We start from the raw sequence: 17,542 nt of genomic DNA on the forward strand, positions 1-17,542 counted from the left end.
CCATGACGGAGGAGAATCATGACTGATCGCGTGTCGGCGGGGAACTTGCGCGTCGCCCGAGTGCTCTACGACTTCGTTAACAACGAGGCCTTGCCCGGCACCGACATCGACCCGGACAGCTTCTGGGCGGGCGTCGACAAGGTGGTCACCGACCTCACCCCCAAGAACCAGGACTTGCTGCGCCGGCGCGACGAGCTGCAGGCCCAGATCGACAAGTGGCACCGGCAGCGCGTCATCGAGCCGCTCGACATCGAGGCGTACCGTGAGTTCCTCATCGAAATCGGTTATCTGCAGCCCGAACCCGCGGACTTCACCATCACCACCTCCGGTGTGGACGACGAGATCACCACCACCGCCGGCCCGCAGCTGGTGGTGCCGGTGCTCAACGCGCGGTTCGCGCTGAACGCCGCCAACGCGCGCTGGGGCTCGCTCTACGACGCCTTGTACGGCACCGACGTCATCCCCGAGAGCGACGGCGCCGAGAAGGGCACCAGCTACAACAAGGTGCGCGGCGACAAGGTGATCGCCTACGCGCGCAAGTTCCTCGATGAGGCCGTGCCCCTGGAATCCGGGTCGTGGGCCGACGCGACGGGCCTCAGTGTCGACGACGGCCAGCTCAAGGTCGCGACCGCCGACGGCTCCGTCGGACTGGCCGACCCGGAGAAGTTCGCCGGCTACACCGGCGAGCTCGGCTCCCCCAACTGGTCGGTGTTACTGGTCAACCACGGCCTGCACATCGAGATCCTGATCGACCCGGAATCGCCGATCGGCAAGACCGACTCCGCGGGCATCAAGGACGTCGTCCTGGAATCGGCGATCACCACCATCATGGACTTCGAGGACTCGGTGGCCGCCGTCGACGCCGACGACAAGGTGCTCGGCTACCGCAACTGGCTCGGGCTGAACAAGGGCGATCTGTCCGAGGACGTCGAAAAGGACGGCAAGACGTTTGCCCGGGTGCTCAATGAGGACCGCACCTACACCACCCCGGACGGCGAGGGCGAACTGGTTCTGCCCGGCCGCAGCCTGATGTTCGTCCGCAACGTCGGCCACCTGATGACCAACGACGCGATTGTCGATGCCGAAGGCAACGAGGTGTTCGAGGGCATCATGGATGCGCTGTTCACCGGCCTGACCGCGATCCACGGGCTCAAGACCGGTGACGCGAACGGACCCCTGGCCAACAGCCGCACCGGATCCATCTACATCGTCAAGCCCAAGATGCACGGACCCGACGAGGTCGCCTACACCTGCGAGCTGTTCAGCCGCGTCGAAGACGTCCTCGGCCTGCCCCAGGGCACCCTCAAGGTGGGCATCATGGACGAGGAGCGGCGCACCACCGTCAACCTCAAGGCCTGCATCAAGGCCGCGGCCGACCGGGTCGTGTTCATCAACACCGGCTTCCTGGACCGCACCGGCGACGAGATCCACACCTCGATGGAAGCCGGCCCGATGATCCGCAAGGGCGCGATGAAGAACACCACGTGGATCAAGGCGTACGAGGACGCCAACGTCGACATCGGCCTGGCCGCCGGCTTCAAGGGCAAGGCGCAGATCGGCAAGGGCATGTGGGCGATGACCGAGCTGATGGCCGACATGGTCGAGCAGAAGATCAGCCAGCCGAAGGCTGGCGCGACCACCGCGTGGGTGCCCTCACCGACGGCGGCCACCCTGCACGCGATGCACTACCACTACGTCGACGTGGGTGCCGTGCAGGAGGAGCTCGCGGGCAAGAAGCGCACCACGATCGAGGAACTGCTGACCATCCCGCTGGCCAAGGAACTGGCGTGGGCTTCCGAGGAGATTCGCGAGGAGGTCGACAACAACTGCCAGTCCATCCTCGGCTACGTCGTGCGCTGGGTGGCGCAGGGCGTCGGCTGCTCCAAGGTGCCCGACATCCACGACGTGGCGCTCATGGAGGACCGTGCCACGTTGCGGATTTCGAGCCAGCTGCTGGCCAACTGGCTGCGCCACGGCGTGATCACCGAGGAGGACGTGCGGGCCAGCCTGGAGCGGATGGCCCCGCTGGTCGACGAGCAGAACGCCAAGGACGCGGCCTACCAGCCGATGGCGCCCAACTTCGACGACAGCCTGGCCTTCCTGGCCGCGCAGGACCTGATCCTCACCGGAACGCAGCAACCCAACGGCTACACCGAGCCGATCCTGCATCGCCGCCGGCGTGAGGCCAAGGCACACGCCGCGCAGTCGAATTGAGCCTGCGCTCAAATCGGGCTCGAACGTGTAATAGTGCCGGCGATGACTAAAATCGGCGCCGAGTTAACGATGGATCGACGGAAAGGCCGCGGGCACTGCTATGGGTAGGCACAGTGCGCCCGACCCTGACGACTTCCTCGACGAGCCATCTCACGACGACGGCGTCGACGAGCCGTCGCGCGGTGACGAGGCGGGACACCGCCACCGCGATGCGGGCGACGACGAAGAAGCCGACCTCTACTCGGACGAGGGTGACTATTCCGGCGAGGGTGAGTACTCGGACGAGGGCTATTACTCCGACGAACGTCGCCATCCCGACGATGACGGGCGCTTCGCGGCGGGCGACGATCTCTACGCGGCCGAGGATTCGTTCGAAGACAGCGCCGCTGACGATTACCCGGAGTTTCCGTCGCGCCCGGCTGCCGCCTCGAGCCAGGAGCCGCCGGCCTCCACACCGTCGCTCTTCCGGGGCGGGCATCGTGGGCTCGCCGATCGGCTGGGTGGTCACCGCAGCGAGGGCGGCCGCCGCGGCGTCAGCATCGGCGTGATCGTGGCGCTGGTTGCGGTCGTGGTCGTGGTGGGATCGGTCATCCTGTGGAGCTTCTTCGGTGACGCGCTGTCCAAGCGGTCGCACACGGCGGCGGGCCGCTGCACGGGCGGCCAGGAGACGGTGGCCGTCGTCGCAGACCCGTCGATCGCCGATTCCATTCAGCAATTCGCGGAAAGCTACAACAAATCCGCCGGGCCGATCGGTGACCGCTGCGTGGTGGTGAGCGTCAAGCCGGCCAACTCCGACGCCGTGCTGAACGGCTTCATCGGCAAGTGGCCGGCGGAGCTGGGCGGCCAACCGGCGCTGTGGATTCCGGGCAGCTCGATCTCGGCCGCGCGGCTCGCCGGGGCGACGGCCCAGAAGACCGTCACCGAGAGCCATTCGCTGGTCACCTCGCCGGTGGTGCTGGCCATCCGCCCCCAACTCGCCCCGGCCCTGTCCAACCAGAACTGGGCGGCACTGCCCGGGCTGCAAACCAACCCGAATGCGTTGGCCGGGTCGAACCTACCCGCGTGGGGCTCGCTGCGCCTGGCGCTGCCGATGAACGGCAACGGGGACGCATCGTTTCTGGCCGGAGAGGCGGTGGCGGCCGCATCGGTCCCGCCCGGCGCCCCGGTGACGCAGGGCACCGGCGCGGTGCGCAGCCTGCTGAGCGCCCAACCCAAGCTGGCCGACAACTCGCTCAACGAGGCGATGAACACGCTGCTGAAGTCCGGCGACCCCGCGACCGCGCCCGTGCACGCGGTCGTCACCACCGAGCAGCAGCTGTTCCAGCGCGGCCAATCGTTGCCAGACGCCAAGGGCGCCTTGGGGTTCTGGCTGCCGCCCGGCTCTGCCGCGGTGGCCGACTACCCCACCGTGCTGCTCAGTGGCTCCTGGGTCAGCCGGGAGCAGGCCTCGGCGGCAAGTGAGTTCTCGCGTTTCATGCACAAGTCCGATCAGCTGGCCAAGCTGGCGAAGGCCGGCTTCCGCGTCAACGGGGTCAAACCGCCCAGCAGTCCGGTCACCGACTTCCCCGCGTTGCCGGCCGCGCTGTCGGTTGGCGATGAGCCGATGCGGGCCACCCTCGCCGAGGCGATGGCGAGCCCGTCGAGCGGACAGGCCACGACCATCATGCTCGACCAGTCGATGCCCGGCCAGGAAGGCGGAAAGTCCCGGCTGGCCAACGTGATCGGGACGCTGCAGGACAAGATCAAGGCGCTGCCCGGCACGGCGGTGGTTGGGCTGTGGACGTTCGACGGCCACGAGGGCCGCTCCGAGGTGGCGAGCGGGCCGCTGTCCGACGCGGTCAACGGCCAGCCGCGTTCGGCGGCGCTGACCGCCGCACTGGACAAGCAGTACTCGTCGGGCGGCGGCGCGGTGTCCTTCACCACGCTGCGGATGCTCTACCAAGATATGCAGACTAACTACCATGCGGGACAGACCAATTCGATCCTGCTGATCACCGCGGGACCGCACACCGACCAGTCACTGGACGGGCCGGGGCTGCAGGACTTCATCCGCAAGAGCGCCGATCCGGCCAAACCCATCGCGGTGAATGTCATCGACTTCGGAGCCGACCCGGACCGGGCAACGTGGGAAGCGGTCGCCCAGCTCAGCGGCGGCGGCTATCAGAACCTGGCGACGTCGGCGTCCCCCGATCTCGCGTCGGCGGTCAACGCCTTCCTGAGCTGACGGCGCGAGTCGGCGCCGCCCGACGGCGGCTACCAACCGCTTGCCGGGTGTAAATCGTTCGCGAGCGTAACCTGGCGGCGAAAAATCGGGCTGAAATTCGCAGTGGCGTTACGCTCGCGGCCGGACTCGAGGTCTCCGTCATGTCACACCCCGGGCCTACCATCATGAGCGCTACCCGAAGGAGCGCCATGAGCATCGATTTCACGCCGGACCCCACCCTGTACCCGTTTCAATCCCGCTGGTTCGACAGCTCGCAGGGGCGCATCCACTACATCGACGAAGGTGACGGCCCGTCGATCCTGCTGTGTCACGGGAACCCGACATGGAGCTTTCTGTATCGCAACGTCGTCATCGCGTTGCGCGACAAGTTCCGTTGCATCGCACCGGATTACCTGGGTTTCGGCCTCTCGGATCGACCCGCGGGGTTCGGTTACAAGGTGGACCAGCACGCCCGGGTGGTCGGCGAGTTGGTCGATCATCTGGGCCTCGCCGGCTACCTCACGATGGGTCAGGACTGGGGTGGCCCCATCGGCATGGCGGTCGCGGTGGAGCGCGCCGAGCGGGTCCGCGGCGTCGTCCTGGGCAACACCTGGTTCTGGCCGGCGGACGTGCTGACCACCAAGATCTTCAGCCGGGTGATGGGCAGCCCGCCGCTGCAGTACGCGATCCTGCGCCACAATTTCTTCGTCGAGCGCCTCGTTCCAGCGGGAACCCAGCACCGCCCCAGCGACGCGGTGATGGAGCACTATCGGGCCGTGCAGCCCACCCCCGAGGCGCGCAGGGGTGTCGCCGAGATGCCCAAGCAGATCTTGGCCGCCCATCCCCTGCTGGCGCGGCTCGCCCGGGAGGTGCCGGCCAAGCTAGGCGCCAAACCCGCCCTGTTCGTTTGGGGCATGAAGGACTTCGCCTTCAGGCCCGGCCCTACCCTCCCGCGGCTGCGCGCGGCCTTTCCCGACCATGTCCTCGTCGAACTGCCCGACGCCAAGCACTTCATCCAAGAGGACGCACCGGATCAGATCGCCGCGGCGATCATCGATCGGTTCGGCTGACTCAACCGTCGGCTAGGCGAACGCCTCCACCGGCGGACACGAGCAGACCAGGTTGCGGTCGCCGTAGGCGCCGTCGATGCGACGCACCGGCGGCCACACCTTGGGCCGGAACTCCTTGCCCAGCGGATAGGCGGCCCGCTCCCGGGTGTACGGATGGTCCCAGTCGCTGACCACCAGGCATTCGGCCGTATGCGGTGCACCCCGCAGCGGGTTGTCGTCGACGGTCCACTCCCCCGCACCCACCTGGTCGATCTCGCCGCGGATGGCGATCATGGCGTCGCAGAACGCGTCGACTTCGGTCAGGGTCTCGCTCTCGGTGGGTTCCACCATCAGCGTGCCGGCCACCGGGAAACTCATGGTAGGGGCGTGAAAACCGTAGTCCGCCAAGCGCTTCGCCACGTCGTCGACCGTGACGCCGGTGGACTTGGTGATGCCACGCAGATCCAGGATGCACTCGTGGGCGACCATGCCGTTCTCACCCGTGTAGAGCACCGGGAAGTACTCGTCGAGGCGGCGGGCGATGTAGTTGGCCGACGCGATCGCGGTCAGCGATGCCGCGCGCAGGCCGTCGGCGCCCATCATCCTGATGTAGGCCCAGCTGATCGGCAGGATCGAGGCCGAGCCGTAGGGCGCCGCGGACACCGGATGCCCCTGGGGCAGCTCGGGGGCGTGCGGGTGCCCCGGCAGGAACGGCGCCAGATGCGACCGCACCGCCACCGGCCCGACGCCGGGTCCACCACCGCCGTGCGGGATGCAGAACGTTTTGTGCAGGTTCAGGTGGCTGACGTCGCCGCCGAACTTGCCCGGCCGCGCCAGGCCGACCAGGGCGTTGAGATTGGCGCCGTCGACGTACACCTGGCCGCCGGCGTCGTGCACGGCCGCACAGATCTCGGCGATGTCGTGCTCGTACACGCCGTGCGTGGACGGATAGGTGATCATCAGCGTCGACAGCCGCTCGGCGTGTTCGCTGACCTTGGCCCGCAGGTCGTCGAGGTCGACGTCGCCGTTGTCCAGGCAGGCCACCACCACCACCCGCATCCCGGCCAGCGCCGCCGATGCCGCGTTGGTGCCGTGCGCACTGGACGGGATGAGGCAGATGTCGCGGTGCGGTTCGCCGCGGCTGGCGTGGTAGTCGTGAATGGCCAGCAGGCCGGCGTACTCGCCCTGCGACCCGGCGTTGGGTTGCAGGGAGACGGCGTCGTAGCCGGTGATCTGCACCAGCCAGGTCTCCAGGTCGGCGATCAGACGCCGCAGCCCGGGGGTGTCCGACGCCGGCGCGAAGGGGTGCTGGCGGGCGAACTCGGGCCAGGTGATGGGCTCCATCTCCGCGGCGGCGTTCAGCTTCATGGTGCACGAACCCAGCGGAATCATGCTGCGGTCCAAGGCAATGTCTTTGTCGGCCAGCGCGCGCAGGTAGCGCATCATTGCGGTCTCGGTGCGGTACTGGGTGAACGCGGGATGGGTGAGGAACTCCGAGGTGCGGGTGATGATGCCGGCACCGGCACCGACCTGCCCAGTGGCGTGCAGTCCGAAGGCCTCGAGCACGGCGGCGACGTGCTCGCCGGTGGTGACCTCGTCGCAGGCCACCGACACGTGGTCGTCGTCGACCTGCCAGAGGTTGATGCCGTGCGCTTTGGCCGCGGCGATCACCTCGGCGGCGCGTCCGGGCACCCGGGCCAGCACGGTGTCGAAGTACGTGTCGTGCACCAACGCATCGCCGAGGGCGGCGGCGATCGCCTCGGCGTAACCGTGCACCCGGCGCGCGATCGCGGTCAGCCCCTCGGCGCCGTGGTAGCTGGCGTACATCGCCGCCATCACGGCCAGCAGCACCTGCGCGGTACAGATGTTGCTGGTCGCCTTGTCACGGCGAATGTGCTGCTCGCGCGTCTGCAACGCCAGCCGGTAGGCCGGCGTCCCGTCGGCGTCCAGCGACACACCCACCAGCCGGCCGGGCAGCTGACGCGCGTGGTTGGCATGCACCGCCAGGTAGCCGGCGTGCGGTCCACCGAATCCCATTGGCACACCGAATCTTTGGGTGGTGCCGAAGGCGACGTCGGCGCCGATCTCACCGGGCGGCGTGATCAGCGTCATGGCGAGCAGGTCGGCGCCGATGGCAACCAGCGCGCCCCGGTCGTGCGCCTGCTCCACCAGGCCCGTCCAGTCGGTGACCCGACCACTGGCCCCGGGCAGCTGTGCGATGACGCCGAAGAAGTCGCCGTCCGGCAGCCCGTCGCGCAGGTCGGCGGTCACGATCTCGATGCCCAGCGGCTTCGCCCGGGTGGCCAGGATGGCCGCGGTCTGGGCGAAGACGTCGGCGTCCACCGCCAGGCGGGTGGCCTTTCCACGCGCCGCGCGGTGCATCAACGTCATGGCCTCGGCCGCCGCGGTACCCTCGTCGAGCATCGAGGCGTTGGCGACCTCAAGGCCGGTCAGGTCGGCGACCATGGTCTGGAAATTCAGCAGCGCCTCGAGCCGGCCCTGGCTGATCTCGGGCTGGTACGGCGTGTAGGCCGTGTACCAAGCCGGGTTCTCCAAGATGTTGCGCAGCAACACCGGCGGCGTGAGCGTGTCGTAGTAGCCCTGCCCGATCATGGACACGGCCACCGTGTTGGCCTCGGCCAATGACCGCAGCTCGGATAGCGCCTCGGTCTCAGTGGCGGCCGGCGGCAGCTGGTCGAGACCGGGCGCGGCGCCACCGGCGGTGAGCCGGTCCAGGATGCCGGCCGGAAGCGCCTTGGCGGCCAGCTCGTCGAGCGAGTCGACGCCGATGACGGCGAGCATGGCCGCCACAGCCTGGCCGTCCGGGCCGATGTGCCGAGCCGCGAAAGTGAATTGATCGGACACTGGAAACTCCTGGGTAGGCGGGCGAAGACATATGAAGGCAGAGGACTAACGGCCCTCTCCCTCTGTCTTCACCCGTTCGCCGGGCGCCTGAGAGATTCGGTGCCCGATGCTGCCCGAGCGCCTTTCCCCATCGGCGGGCGCAGACCGTGGTCCTCGCCGCTTTCCAGAGGCATCATGATTTCGCGCGGTCCGGGTGCCTGAGAGGTTGACGGAGAGGTGTTGCTCCTTCGGCGTCCGTGGCTGGCAGCCACGGAACTCTCCCGCTCGAATGCGATGCGCAGCCCAGTTTACTCGGCCGCTCGGGCCAGGTGCGGGCGCGCCGCTCAGCCGATTTTGCGGTCGCGGTGCTTGCGCCGGGACGCCAGCTCGTCCTCGGGCTCGGCGATCGACTCGCCGCCGTCGGCCCGCTCACCGGGGAAGTCCGCGATGACGCCGGTCAGCTCGCGCATGGCGCCCGAGACCGCGATGCCGAAGACGCCCTGCCCGCCCTGCAGCAGGTCGACGACCTCTTCGGCCGACGTGCACTCGTAAACGGTGGTGCCGTCGGAGAACAGGGTGATGTTGGCCAGATCCTGGACACCGCGCTGACGCAGGTGATCGACCGCGACGCGGATGTTGTGCAACGAGATCCCGGTGTCCAGCAACCGCTTGACGATCTTGAGGACGAGGATGTCCTTGAACGAGTAGAGCCGCTGGCTGCCGGAGCCGGCCGCGCTGCGGATCGACGGGACCACCAGCGAGGTGCGTGCCCAGTAGTCCAGCTGCCGGTACGTGATGCCGGCGATCTGGCAGGCGCTCGGACCGCGGTAGCCGACCAGCTCGTCGGGCACGGAGTCGTCCGGGAAAAGCCCCGGCTGCACGGGTGCGCTGGCTACGGTGACGGGGCGGTCACTGGCCGCCGGGCTACCGCTGTCGGCTAAGTTGAGCTGCTCTTGGCGTGGCTGCTCGCTCACGGTGGTTCCTCTCCGCGATCGCGCTCTCGTCGTTAGCTGCGTCTAAGGCTGCACTGCATTGCAGCCACGTTTGCTCAGGCCCGAGTGCTAGTAGAGCTTACGCTTTTTCACAGCCGCCGCGCCTGTTGTCGCGATCAAAGTATGGCCGCCGCGGGGTCAAGTGGGCGGGCTATCCGCCAGCGTGTCGACATCACGGTGTGGTTTGAGATGGATCCGTGATGTCGTCATCCAGGCTAAACCAGCCACCCGCCGTTCCCAAGCGCTGTGGTAGCGCGTTTGCGCGAGGCCGGACTGCCCGCTAGGTGGCTTTGAAATCGTCCGGGGACACGCTGTCGAGAAATTCTTTGAACTTCTCCACCTCGTCCTCCCGGACGGCGGTGCCACCTTCCTCGTCGGTCTCGTCGGGAATCAGCAGGCCGGCCTGGGCAAGCACGCCTTCTTCGACATAGATCGGAACGCCGACACGCAACGCGATCGCCACCGAGTCCGAGGGCCGCGCCGACACGGTGATGTTGCGGTCGAACACCAGGTCAGCGTAGAAAGTGCCCTCTTGCAGATCGACGATCCGCACCTCTTTCAGCGAATGCCCAAGCGCGGCAATGACATCCCTGATCAGATCGTGCGTCAACGGGCGCGGGGGCTCAACGCCTTGCTGCTCGAGGGCGATGGCGGCGGCCTCCGACTGACCGATCCAGATCGGAAGGTAACGGTCACCGTTGGTTTCGCGCAGCAACAACACCGGCTGGTTCTGCGGCTGCTCTACGCGAATGCCGACAACACGAACTTCACCCATTTGTGTCTGCCCTCCGCATTAGTGCGCCGGTTGGATTGGTGCCCGGCAGTGGACGGCGAGGTCAAAAGTCCGCCCTGCTGCCGAAAACCAAGCTGTCGACCGAAGTCTAGTCCTCAGCGATCCAGAACGTCGCGAACGGCGGATTTGATCAGCGACGTGTGCAACGTGATCGCGAGCGCCGCGACTTCGCGCGCCAAATCGTCTGCGCGGTCGCGCGCACCGGCCTTGCCGGCTTTGACTACCGGCCCGGCGATTTGGGCGATCAGGTCCGACTGGCGATCGGCGGCCGAGCGGAAAGCGCGCAGATGCCGCGGCTCGACACCGTAATCCGACAGTGCCCGCGCGCACTGCAGGATGACGACGGCGTGCTCGTCGAAAAAACCGGCCGGCCCGGTGGTGATGACTCCGGCCTTGAGGAGCGCGATCAGCAGGTCGTCCGCCACGCCCGCGCGGTTGAGCAGCTCTTCGCGGCTCAGCCGCACGTGGCTGGGGGCCACTGCCGAGGTGTCGGAGCGCACGTCCGCCCCGGTGGCTTCCCCGGTGCCCGCCACGGAGACCAGCCGCGGGACGGAATACGGACCCTTGACGGGCGGCAGCTCACCGTCGGGCTGGGCGTCCAGTTGCGCCCTGATGACCTTCAGCGGCAGGTAGTGATCACGTTGCGCGGTAAGGATGAACCGCAACCGCGCGCAGTCGTACGCGGTGAACCTTCGATACCCCGACGCGGCCCGCTGCGGCGTCACCAGCCCCTCGGCCTCCAAGAAGCGGATCTTGGAGATGGTGACATCGGGGAAGTCCGGCCTCAGCAGTTCCAGGACCGCCCCAATCGACATCCCGGCCAGTGCCGAGCTATCGGGTGCGCTCACTAGCCTGAAGATCCTCCATCCTCACCCTGCTTGGGTCCGGTCAGAAACACCAAGCGGAACTTGCCAATCTGCACCTCGTCACCGTTGGCAAGCACCGCGGAGTCCACGGGCTCACGATTGACGTAAGTGCCGTTGAGACTACCAACGTCGACCACGCTGAATTCGTTGTTTTCCAACCTGAATTCGGCGTGCCGGCGGCTGACGGTCACGTCGTCGAGGAAAATGTCGCTGTCGGGGTGGCGGCCGGCGGACGTGGTGGGCTGGTCCAGCAAAAACCGCGATCCCGCATTCGGTCCACGTTTGACGACCAGCAACGCCGAGCCGGCGGGGAGTCCTTCGACTCCGGATACCGCGCTCTCGGTTCCCGCCTGTGCGGGAGCGTCCAGCTCGTTGAGGAAGTCGGCACGGAAGACAGAAGTCGTCTCTACCGTGACTTCGTCCGAATTCTGGTCGTTGTCCATGTCCGTCACGCGCTGCTCCTCACTGGCTGCTGTGGCGTTGTCTGGCCGGGCCGCTCGGCCGGCTTGTGCATCAGGTTTGTTTGCCCGATATGCCGATTACTGCCGTTTCGTACGTTCAAGAGTCTTTCACGTGTCTTTCAGCGATCTTCGAGAGACTTCAAAGGTCGATGTGTCGACGGTACCGCGCACCGGCTTCCAATGCGCCCACCACCTGACGATCCGAAACTTCGATTTCCCCGCACCCTGGCTGCACCGCGCGCTGGCCGCGCGGGGCTGCAGGGACATTAGCAATCGTCATTCGGTGAGCGTTCCGCGGTAGGCCTCCGCGTCGAGCAGCGAAGAAATGGCCGACTCCAATTCGCCGACATCGGATACCTGCACATCCAGCAACCAACCGCCCCCGTACGGGTCGGAGTTCACCAGTTGCGGACTGCCGTCCAGATCGCTGTTGACCGCGGACACTTTGCCCGACACCGGGGCGTAGAGGTCCGACACCGATTTCGTCGATTCGACCTCACCGAAGGATTCGCCCGCGGTCAGTTCGGTGCCCACGTCGGGCAGCTGAACGAAAACGACATCGCCCAACGCCGACTGCGCAAAATCGGTGATGCCCACGCGCACGGTGTCATCCCCACTTCGGCGAACCCATTCGTGTTCGGCGGTGTAGCGCAGATCGGGCGGGATATCGCTCACGGGTGATCCTGTTCTGTTCGGGTGGTGCTCACTTGACGGGCTGAGCGTATTGGTGCGGTTTTGGTTGCCGCAAGGTGGTGACGTCCACCCGGTCGGCCTGCTGAACGGACATTCGCCCACCGACGCGCTTGACGGCGTCCTGCGCGCCGCCGGGAATGTTCATGGCCGCGGCCAGGGTGGGTGGATCGCCAATTGCCAGAATCGAATACGACGGGGACAGGGTTTTGGAGTCGATGGTCAGCGACCCGGGCACACCCACCACCCACGTGTCGACACCTACCCGCACCGATTGGTGGGCGTCATTGACTTCGATCGCCTCGGCGCCGGCGGCGCGCAACTCGTTGATCACGTCGAGCATCGCCTCGGGCGAAACCCCGGGTCCGGGGTCCTCGATGGTGATGGTGACGCCGGGGCCGGTGGCGCCGACCGCCCCGACCAGAATGGACAGCGCCGCCAGCCTGGACTGCGCGGATTGGATGGCGGCCTGGTCGTTGTTCCCGGACGCCTGCAATGAATTCAGCGTGTTCTGTAGCTCGTTCACTTCGGTGTTGAGCGTTCCTTCGCGCTGTCGCAGCGAATCCAGCAGCACCAAAAGGTCTGCGGGACGGGCAGTCTCCAGCGAGTCACCCGATTCGGTTTGGCGAACCTGGGTGACGATCGCCAGGCCCAGCAGCAGGCACAGCATGGCGGCCAGCGTCCCGAACGCCATCCGGGACCGACCGCCGCGCACCATGCCGGTCAGCCCGGTGCGGTGCAGCGGGTCGATTTCCGGGCGGGGGCTCTTCGCGGCCAGTTCGTGACGGCCGCGCGGTGCGCCCTGTTCCGGCGTCGTACCGGCCCTGGGGCGCCCAGGCCCGGTTGGTCCGTCATCACTTTGGCCGCCGGCGGCGCTTTGCCCGGCGTTGCGGTCTTCCGGATCCTGGCTCACGTTGACCTCACGGGGGTGATGGCGGCGCTCCTCTCCCCCGCACGCGGGTGAGGGTACCTCCCTGTGGGGGCGTGCCCCCACATCGCTTTTCTACTCCGCATCGCCGCCGGCGCGCCTCACGCCCCGAACAGCCTGCGGCGCAGGGCGGCGGCGTTGCCGAAGATGCGGATGCCCAGCACGACGATGATGGCCGTGGACAACTGCGTACCGACGCCCAATTGGTCGCCGACGTAGACGATCAGGGCGGCCACGAAGACGTTGAACACGAACGAAATCACGAACACCTTCGGGTCGAAAATCCGTTCCAGGTATGCACGTAACCCGCCGAACACCGCGTCCAGCGCCGCGACCACCGCGATCGGCAGATACGGCTGCACCACCTCGGGCACCGCAGGGTGAAAAACCAGGCCGAGCACGATGCCGATCGCCAGGGCAGCGATACCGATCATGCTCGACTTCCCGCCCGCATCTCACACAGGGGGAGGTGTCTGTTCAGGACTTTTCTCACTGTGGCCCAATCTGCTTGGCGAACTTGACATCCCGGATCGATCCGGCAGGAAGCGTTAGTCCGTCGGCGACGTCCACCGTAACCACGACACCGTAGGAGATCTGCAGGAGCCTCAGTCGCTGCATGCCGGGGCTGCTGTCGAAGACATCGCGCATCGCGCGCGGCGGCCCGATCGCCAGGACCGCGTACGGACTGCTGGTCGGGTTGTTGTCGACCAGGATCGCGCCGCCGGCCTGCCGGATGGTCACATTAGGCCCGATCCGCACCCCGCCGACGGAAATGGCCTCGGCTCCGCTCGCCCACAACGAGTTGACCACTAACTGCAGATCGCGGTCCAGGATGATCTGCCTGCTGCCACTGACCCGTTGCTTGGACACATCGGAAAGGTTCGGGCTGGCACCGGGATCGGTTACGGTCACCTTCAGGCCGGGTCCGATGACCGCGGTGCTCGCCGCGGGCAGGCTCAGCGCGTCAAGGCGTTTCAGCAGCCGCTGGCCCTCGGCGTCGTCGACCAGCGCGTGGCGCTGCACCTCGTCGACCCGTGTCGACAGCTCGCTGCGGCGCTTGTTCAGCTTGGCCGCAGAGCCCTCGGTGGACCGCACGTTGCCCAACAGCAGCTGCTTTTCGGAACGCACGCCGGGGGCCACCGAGCGGGCCTGGGTGACCGCGGCGGCGAAGACCGTCGCGATCAGCAGCGCCGCCAGCGCCTGCCAGAGCCAACCGAAGACGCGCCGGCGTCCGTCAAGCGGTGCGCCGGCGGCCTCGCGCCTGGCCGCCGCCGCCGCGTACCCCGGGTCGAGGTGCTCGGACAGCAGCGCGCGCAACAGCGACGGCACCGGGATTCGTTTGGGCCGCGGCGCCCCATGCGCGGCGTGGCCGGCGTTGGGGTCATAACCGCCGAGCAGGCGGTCCACGTCAGCCATGGTCGGCCACCTTCGCCGCGGTCGACGGGCGAGAACCGCGGTCGACCTTGGGCATGCGCCGCACCACGAGCACCATCTGGACCGCATATTGCACGAACGCCCACAGATAGCCGTACATGCCCCAGATCAGGAAGGCCCACCCGCAGGCCCCGATCACCCGGCTCCACAGTGCGTCCCAGGTGCCCAGCAGCACCAGCGGAAAACCGGACATCAGCGCGAACGTCGCGGCCTTGCCGATGTAGGTCACCGGCAGCGCCGACAGTCCGCGGCTCCACAGCAGTGGCAGCGTCGCAGCCAACAGTCCGTCGCGCGCGAGCAGCACGATGACGAACCACCAGGGCACGATCCCGCTGAATGCCAGCACGATGGGCACGGCCACCATGTAGAGGCGGTCGACCGCCGGGTCGAGCAGCACGCCGAGCCGGGAGGACTGGTCGAGCAGCCGGGCGATCTTCCCGTCGGCCCAGTCCGAGGCGCCGCTGAACATGAGAATCGCAACGGCCCACCCATTGGCGTGCGCGACCAGTAGGACGTAGATGAACACCGGGATCAGCGCCAGGCGGACAGCGCTGAGCACGTTGGGTACGGTCAGCACCCGGTTGGGCGGAAGCACCGGCTCCATGAGCCGTGACCTTAACGCGGAAGCGCCGCGGTCCGCACGACGGACTAGCGGAAGACCCCGGGCAGGCTCAGGGTGGACAGGGTGTCGTCCGACAGCGGGTTGTCGTTGACCATGTAGGTCCACGTCGACGTCGGCCGCGCCAGTTTGGACAGGTCCAGACCGGGCTCCTCTTCGAGGACGTTGGCCGTTTCGAACGTCTGCTGGGCCGCCTCGATCGCGTCCGCGGCCAGCGACGCGAACGCGTCCACGGCCAACCGGTGAAACTCGTCCAGCGGGTTCTGCCGGCCCAGCGCCCGCAGGTGGATGCTCTCGCGGATGTCGGCCAGATACGCCAGGTGGTCGGCCCAGCCGCGGTCGAGGTGATAGAGCATGATCTGCCGGCAGATCGTCTCCAGCCGCTCTTCGGAGATTCCCCCGCGAGCGGGAGGTACCCCCACCTCGGCCAGCTCCTTGTAGCGCTTGGGTGCCAGCTCAGCGAGCTCCTCACGCGCGGTCGGGTTGCGCAGCAACGTATTACGCCGGTCCACGATGATGGCGCGCTGCTGGGCGATCAACTGGTTGTAGCGCCAGGTGTTGGCGTGCACGTCCAGCATCCGGCCCTCGGCCACGCGCTGGGCGTGGTCGAGCAGGCCCGCCGCCTTCGGGCTGACGATCTTTCCGTCCTCGTCGGTCTGGGTCGGCAGCTTGTTGTAATCGAGGTTGGCGGCGACGACGTCGTCCTCCCAACTGGAGAAGAAGACGGACGACCCCGGGTCGCCCTGACGGCCGGCCCGGCCGCGCAGCTGGTTGTCCAGGCGCTGGGTGTGGTGCCGCCCCGTTCCGACGACGTGCAGGCCGCCCAGCTCGGCGACCCGGTCGTGGTCGGCTTCGTCGGAGCCACCGAGCCGGATGTCGGTGCCGCGCCCGGCCATCTGCGTCGAGACGGTGACCACGCCGAACTTGCCCGCCTCGGCGATCACCTGGGCTTCCTCGGCGTCGTTTTTCGCGTTCAGCACCACCGCGGGCACGCCGCGGCGCAGCAGCCGCTCGTGCAGGTCCTCGGATTCGGCCACGTCGCGGGTGCCCACCAGTACCGGCTGCCCGGTCTCGTTCACCTCGGCGATGTGCGCGACGATCGCGTCGTTCTTGGCCGCCGCGGTGATGTACACCCGATCGGATTCGTCCTCGCGAATGTTGGGCTCATTCGGCGGAATTGGGGATACGCCGAGCTTGTAGAACTGGCGCAGCTGCTCGCCGGCGGCCAGCGCGGTGCCGGTCATGCCGCACACGGTCGCGTAGCGATTGATCAGCGCCTGGACGGTGATGGTGTCGAGCACCTCGCCGGTTTCGGTGGTCTCGATGCCCTCCTTGGCCTCGACGGCGGCCTGCAGGCCGTCGGGCCAGCGCTGCAGCTGCGCGATGCGGCCCCGCGCGGCGTTGATCAGGTGCACCGCGTCGTCGCGGACGATGTAGTGCACATCGCGCTGCAGCAGCACGTGCGCGTGCAGCGCGACGTTGATCTCGGTCAGGGTGGTGACGACGTGTTCCTCGGAGTACAGGTCTATCCCGCCGAGCGCCTTTTCGACCTTGCGGGCGCCGACCTCGGTCAGGTGCACGTTGCGGCTGTCGGCGTCGGTGTCGTAATCGGTGCCGGCCTCCAGCCGGCCGGCCAGCTCGATGATCTCCAGGCGCGGCGTCTCCCGGTGGGTGGTTCCGGCCAGCACCAACGGCACCAGCGCCTCGTCGACCAGCACCGAGTCGGCCTCGTCGATCAGGGCCACGTCGGGGTTGGGCGACACCAGGTCGGCGACATCGGTCACCAGTTGATCGCGCAGGACGTCGAAGCCGATCTCGTTGACCGAGGCATAGGTGACGTCGCAGCCGTAGGCGGCCCGTCGTTCCTCGCTGCTGGACTCGGCGGTGATCCAGCCGACCGTCAGGCCCATGGCCTCGATGACGGGGCCCATCCATTCCGCGTCGCGACGGGCCAGGTAGTCGTTGATGGTCACGACGTGCACGTGCCGCCCGGCCAGTGCGTATCCGGCCGCGGCGATCGCGCCCGCGAGCGTCTTGCCCTCACCCGTGGCCATCTCGATGACGTCGCCGGCCAGCATCCGCAACGCGCCCAGCAGCTGCACGTCGAACGGCCGCAGCCCACTGGCCCGCTCGCCCGCCTCGCGCGCGATGGCGAGGAACTGCGGGATGTCCTCGGAATCCGCCAGGTCCTCGAGGTTGAGCAGCCCGGCCGCCTTGCGTAGCTGCTCGTCGGTCAGCCCGGCCGCCTCGTCGTCGTACTCCGACGAGTCGGTGACCTGGGTGAGGGAGCGGCTGCGGTCCTTTTCGGTGCTGGCGCCGAGCAGCTTCCAAAAGCGGCTGCTCAGCCGGCCGGGTTGAGCGCGGGTCGTCTTAGGCACAGGTCAACGGTACGCGGTGACTTCCCGCGCGGGCTCAAGCCAGTCGGGCGACACTGCAGGCCGCGCGCAAC

Annotated in this window: 14 protein-coding genes and 2 riboswitches; of the genes, 3 read left to right on the top strand and 11 right to left on the bottom strand. The window is 67.6% G+C overall.

From position 1 onward, the window contains the following. Positions 1 to 18: 18 nt before the first annotated feature. From MTY59_RS21500 to MTY59_RS21510, 3 genes are all read left to right on the top strand, one after another. A complete protein-coding gene (locus MTY59_RS21500) occupies positions 19 to 2,214 on the top strand; it encodes a malate synthase G (RefSeq protein ID WP_221042952.1) in 2,196 nt (731 codons plus the stop codon). Between the two features lie 100 nt (positions 2,215 to 2,314). Continuing rightward, the gene (locus MTY59_RS21505) at positions 2,315 to 4,438 is read left to right on the top strand and encodes a substrate-binding domain-containing protein (protein WP_221042953.1); all 2,124 of its coding nucleotides are present in this window, start codon (positions 2,315 to 2,317) and stop codon (positions 4,436 to 4,438) included. A gap of 188 nt (positions 4,439 to 4,626) precedes the next feature. Continuing rightward, positions 4,627 to 5,487 (top strand): haloalkane dehalogenase, encoded by an 861-nt coding sequence (locus MTY59_RS21510; protein ID WP_221042954.1) that lies wholly within the window; start codon positions 4,627 to 4,629, stop codon positions 5,485 to 5,487. Between the two features lie 12 nt (positions 5,488 to 5,499). Here the strand turns inward: MTY59_RS21510 and gcvP are convergent, their stop codons facing one another. The 11 genes from gcvP to secA2 all read right to left on the bottom strand — a co-directional run bounded on the left by gcvP (position 5,500) and on the right by secA2 (position 17,471). After that, complete coding sequence (gcvP, locus tag MTY59_RS21515; RefSeq protein WP_221042955.1) at positions 5,500 to 8,331, bottom strand: aminomethyl-transferring glycine dehydrogenase; 2,832 nt, start codon at positions 8,329 to 8,331, stop codon at positions 5,500 to 5,502. 52 nt (positions 8,332 to 8,383) lie between these two features. Further along, a riboswitch (glycine riboswitch) is annotated at positions 8,384 to 8,506 on the bottom strand. After that, positions 8,507 to 8,604, bottom strand: a riboswitch (glycine riboswitch). A 50-nt stretch (positions 8,605 to 8,654) separates the two neighbouring features. Then, positions 8,655 to 9,284, bottom strand: coding sequence for a MerR family transcriptional regulator (locus tag MTY59_RS21520; protein ID WP_064881076.1), 630 nt, complete (start codon positions 9,282 to 9,284; stop codon positions 8,655 to 8,657). A gap of 298 nt (positions 9,285 to 9,582) precedes the next feature. Continuing rightward, positions 9,583 to 10,077 carry a bifunctional nuclease family protein gene (locus MTY59_RS21525; RefSeq protein WP_064881078.1) on the bottom strand — a complete coding sequence of 165 codons (495 nt, stop codon included), beginning with the start codon at positions 10,075 to 10,077 and terminating at the stop codon, positions 9,583 to 9,585. 113 nt (positions 10,078 to 10,190) lie between these two features. Next, on the bottom strand, positions 10,191 to 10,943 hold the full coding sequence (gene ftsR, locus MTY59_RS21530) for a transcriptional regulator FtsR (protein ID WP_221042956.1): 753 nt from the start codon (positions 10,941 to 10,943) through the stop codon (positions 10,191 to 10,193). Continuing rightward, a complete protein-coding gene (gene garA, locus MTY59_RS21535) occupies positions 10,943 to 11,404 on the bottom strand; it encodes a glycogen accumulation regulator GarA (RefSeq protein WP_007771376.1) in 462 nt (153 codons plus the stop codon). The genes ftsR and garA overlap by 1 nt, the downstream gene beginning before the upstream one ends. A 294-nt stretch (positions 11,405 to 11,698) precedes the next feature. Next, positions 11,699 to 12,097 carry a glycine cleavage system protein GcvH gene (gene gcvH / locus MTY59_RS21540; RefSeq protein WP_064881083.1) on the bottom strand — a complete coding sequence of 133 codons (399 nt, stop codon included), beginning with the start codon at positions 12,095 to 12,097 and terminating at the stop codon, positions 11,699 to 11,701. 28 nt (positions 12,098 to 12,125) lie between these two features. Further along, positions 12,126 to 12,890 carry a DUF881 domain-containing protein gene (locus tag MTY59_RS21545; protein ID WP_221046572.1) on the bottom strand — a complete coding sequence of 255 codons (765 nt, stop codon included), beginning with the start codon at positions 12,888 to 12,890 and terminating at the stop codon, positions 12,126 to 12,128. Positions 12,891 to 13,141: 251 nt separating this feature from the next. Beyond that, positions 13,142 to 13,474, bottom strand: a complete 333-nt coding sequence (locus MTY59_RS21550) for a small basic family protein (RefSeq protein WP_007170008.1) — start codon at positions 13,472 to 13,474, stop codon at positions 13,142 to 13,144. 55 nt (positions 13,475 to 13,529) lie between these two features. Further along, on the bottom strand, positions 13,530 to 14,456 hold the full coding sequence (locus MTY59_RS21555) for a DUF881 domain-containing protein (RefSeq protein ID WP_221042957.1): 927 nt from the start codon (positions 14,454 to 14,456) through the stop codon (positions 13,530 to 13,532). Continuing rightward, a complete protein-coding gene (locus tag MTY59_RS21560; protein ID WP_221042958.1) occupies positions 14,449 to 15,078 on the bottom strand; it encodes a CDP-alcohol phosphatidyltransferase family protein in 630 nt (209 codons plus the stop codon). The genes MTY59_RS21555 and MTY59_RS21560 overlap by 8 nt, the downstream gene beginning before the upstream one ends. A 44-nt stretch (positions 15,079 to 15,122) precedes the next feature. Then, positions 15,123 to 17,471: an accessory Sec system translocase SecA2 gene (secA2, locus tag MTY59_RS21565; protein ID WP_221042959.1), complete on the bottom strand. Its 2,349-nt coding sequence runs from the start codon at positions 17,469 to 17,471 to the stop codon at positions 15,123 to 15,125. Between the last annotated feature and the right edge of the window lie 71 nt (positions 17,472 to 17,542).

This window comes from Mycobacterium senriense (assembly GCF_019668465.1).
Classification (GTDB): domain Bacteria; phylum Actinomycetota; class Actinomycetes; order Mycobacteriales; family Mycobacteriaceae; genus Mycobacterium; species Mycobacterium senriense.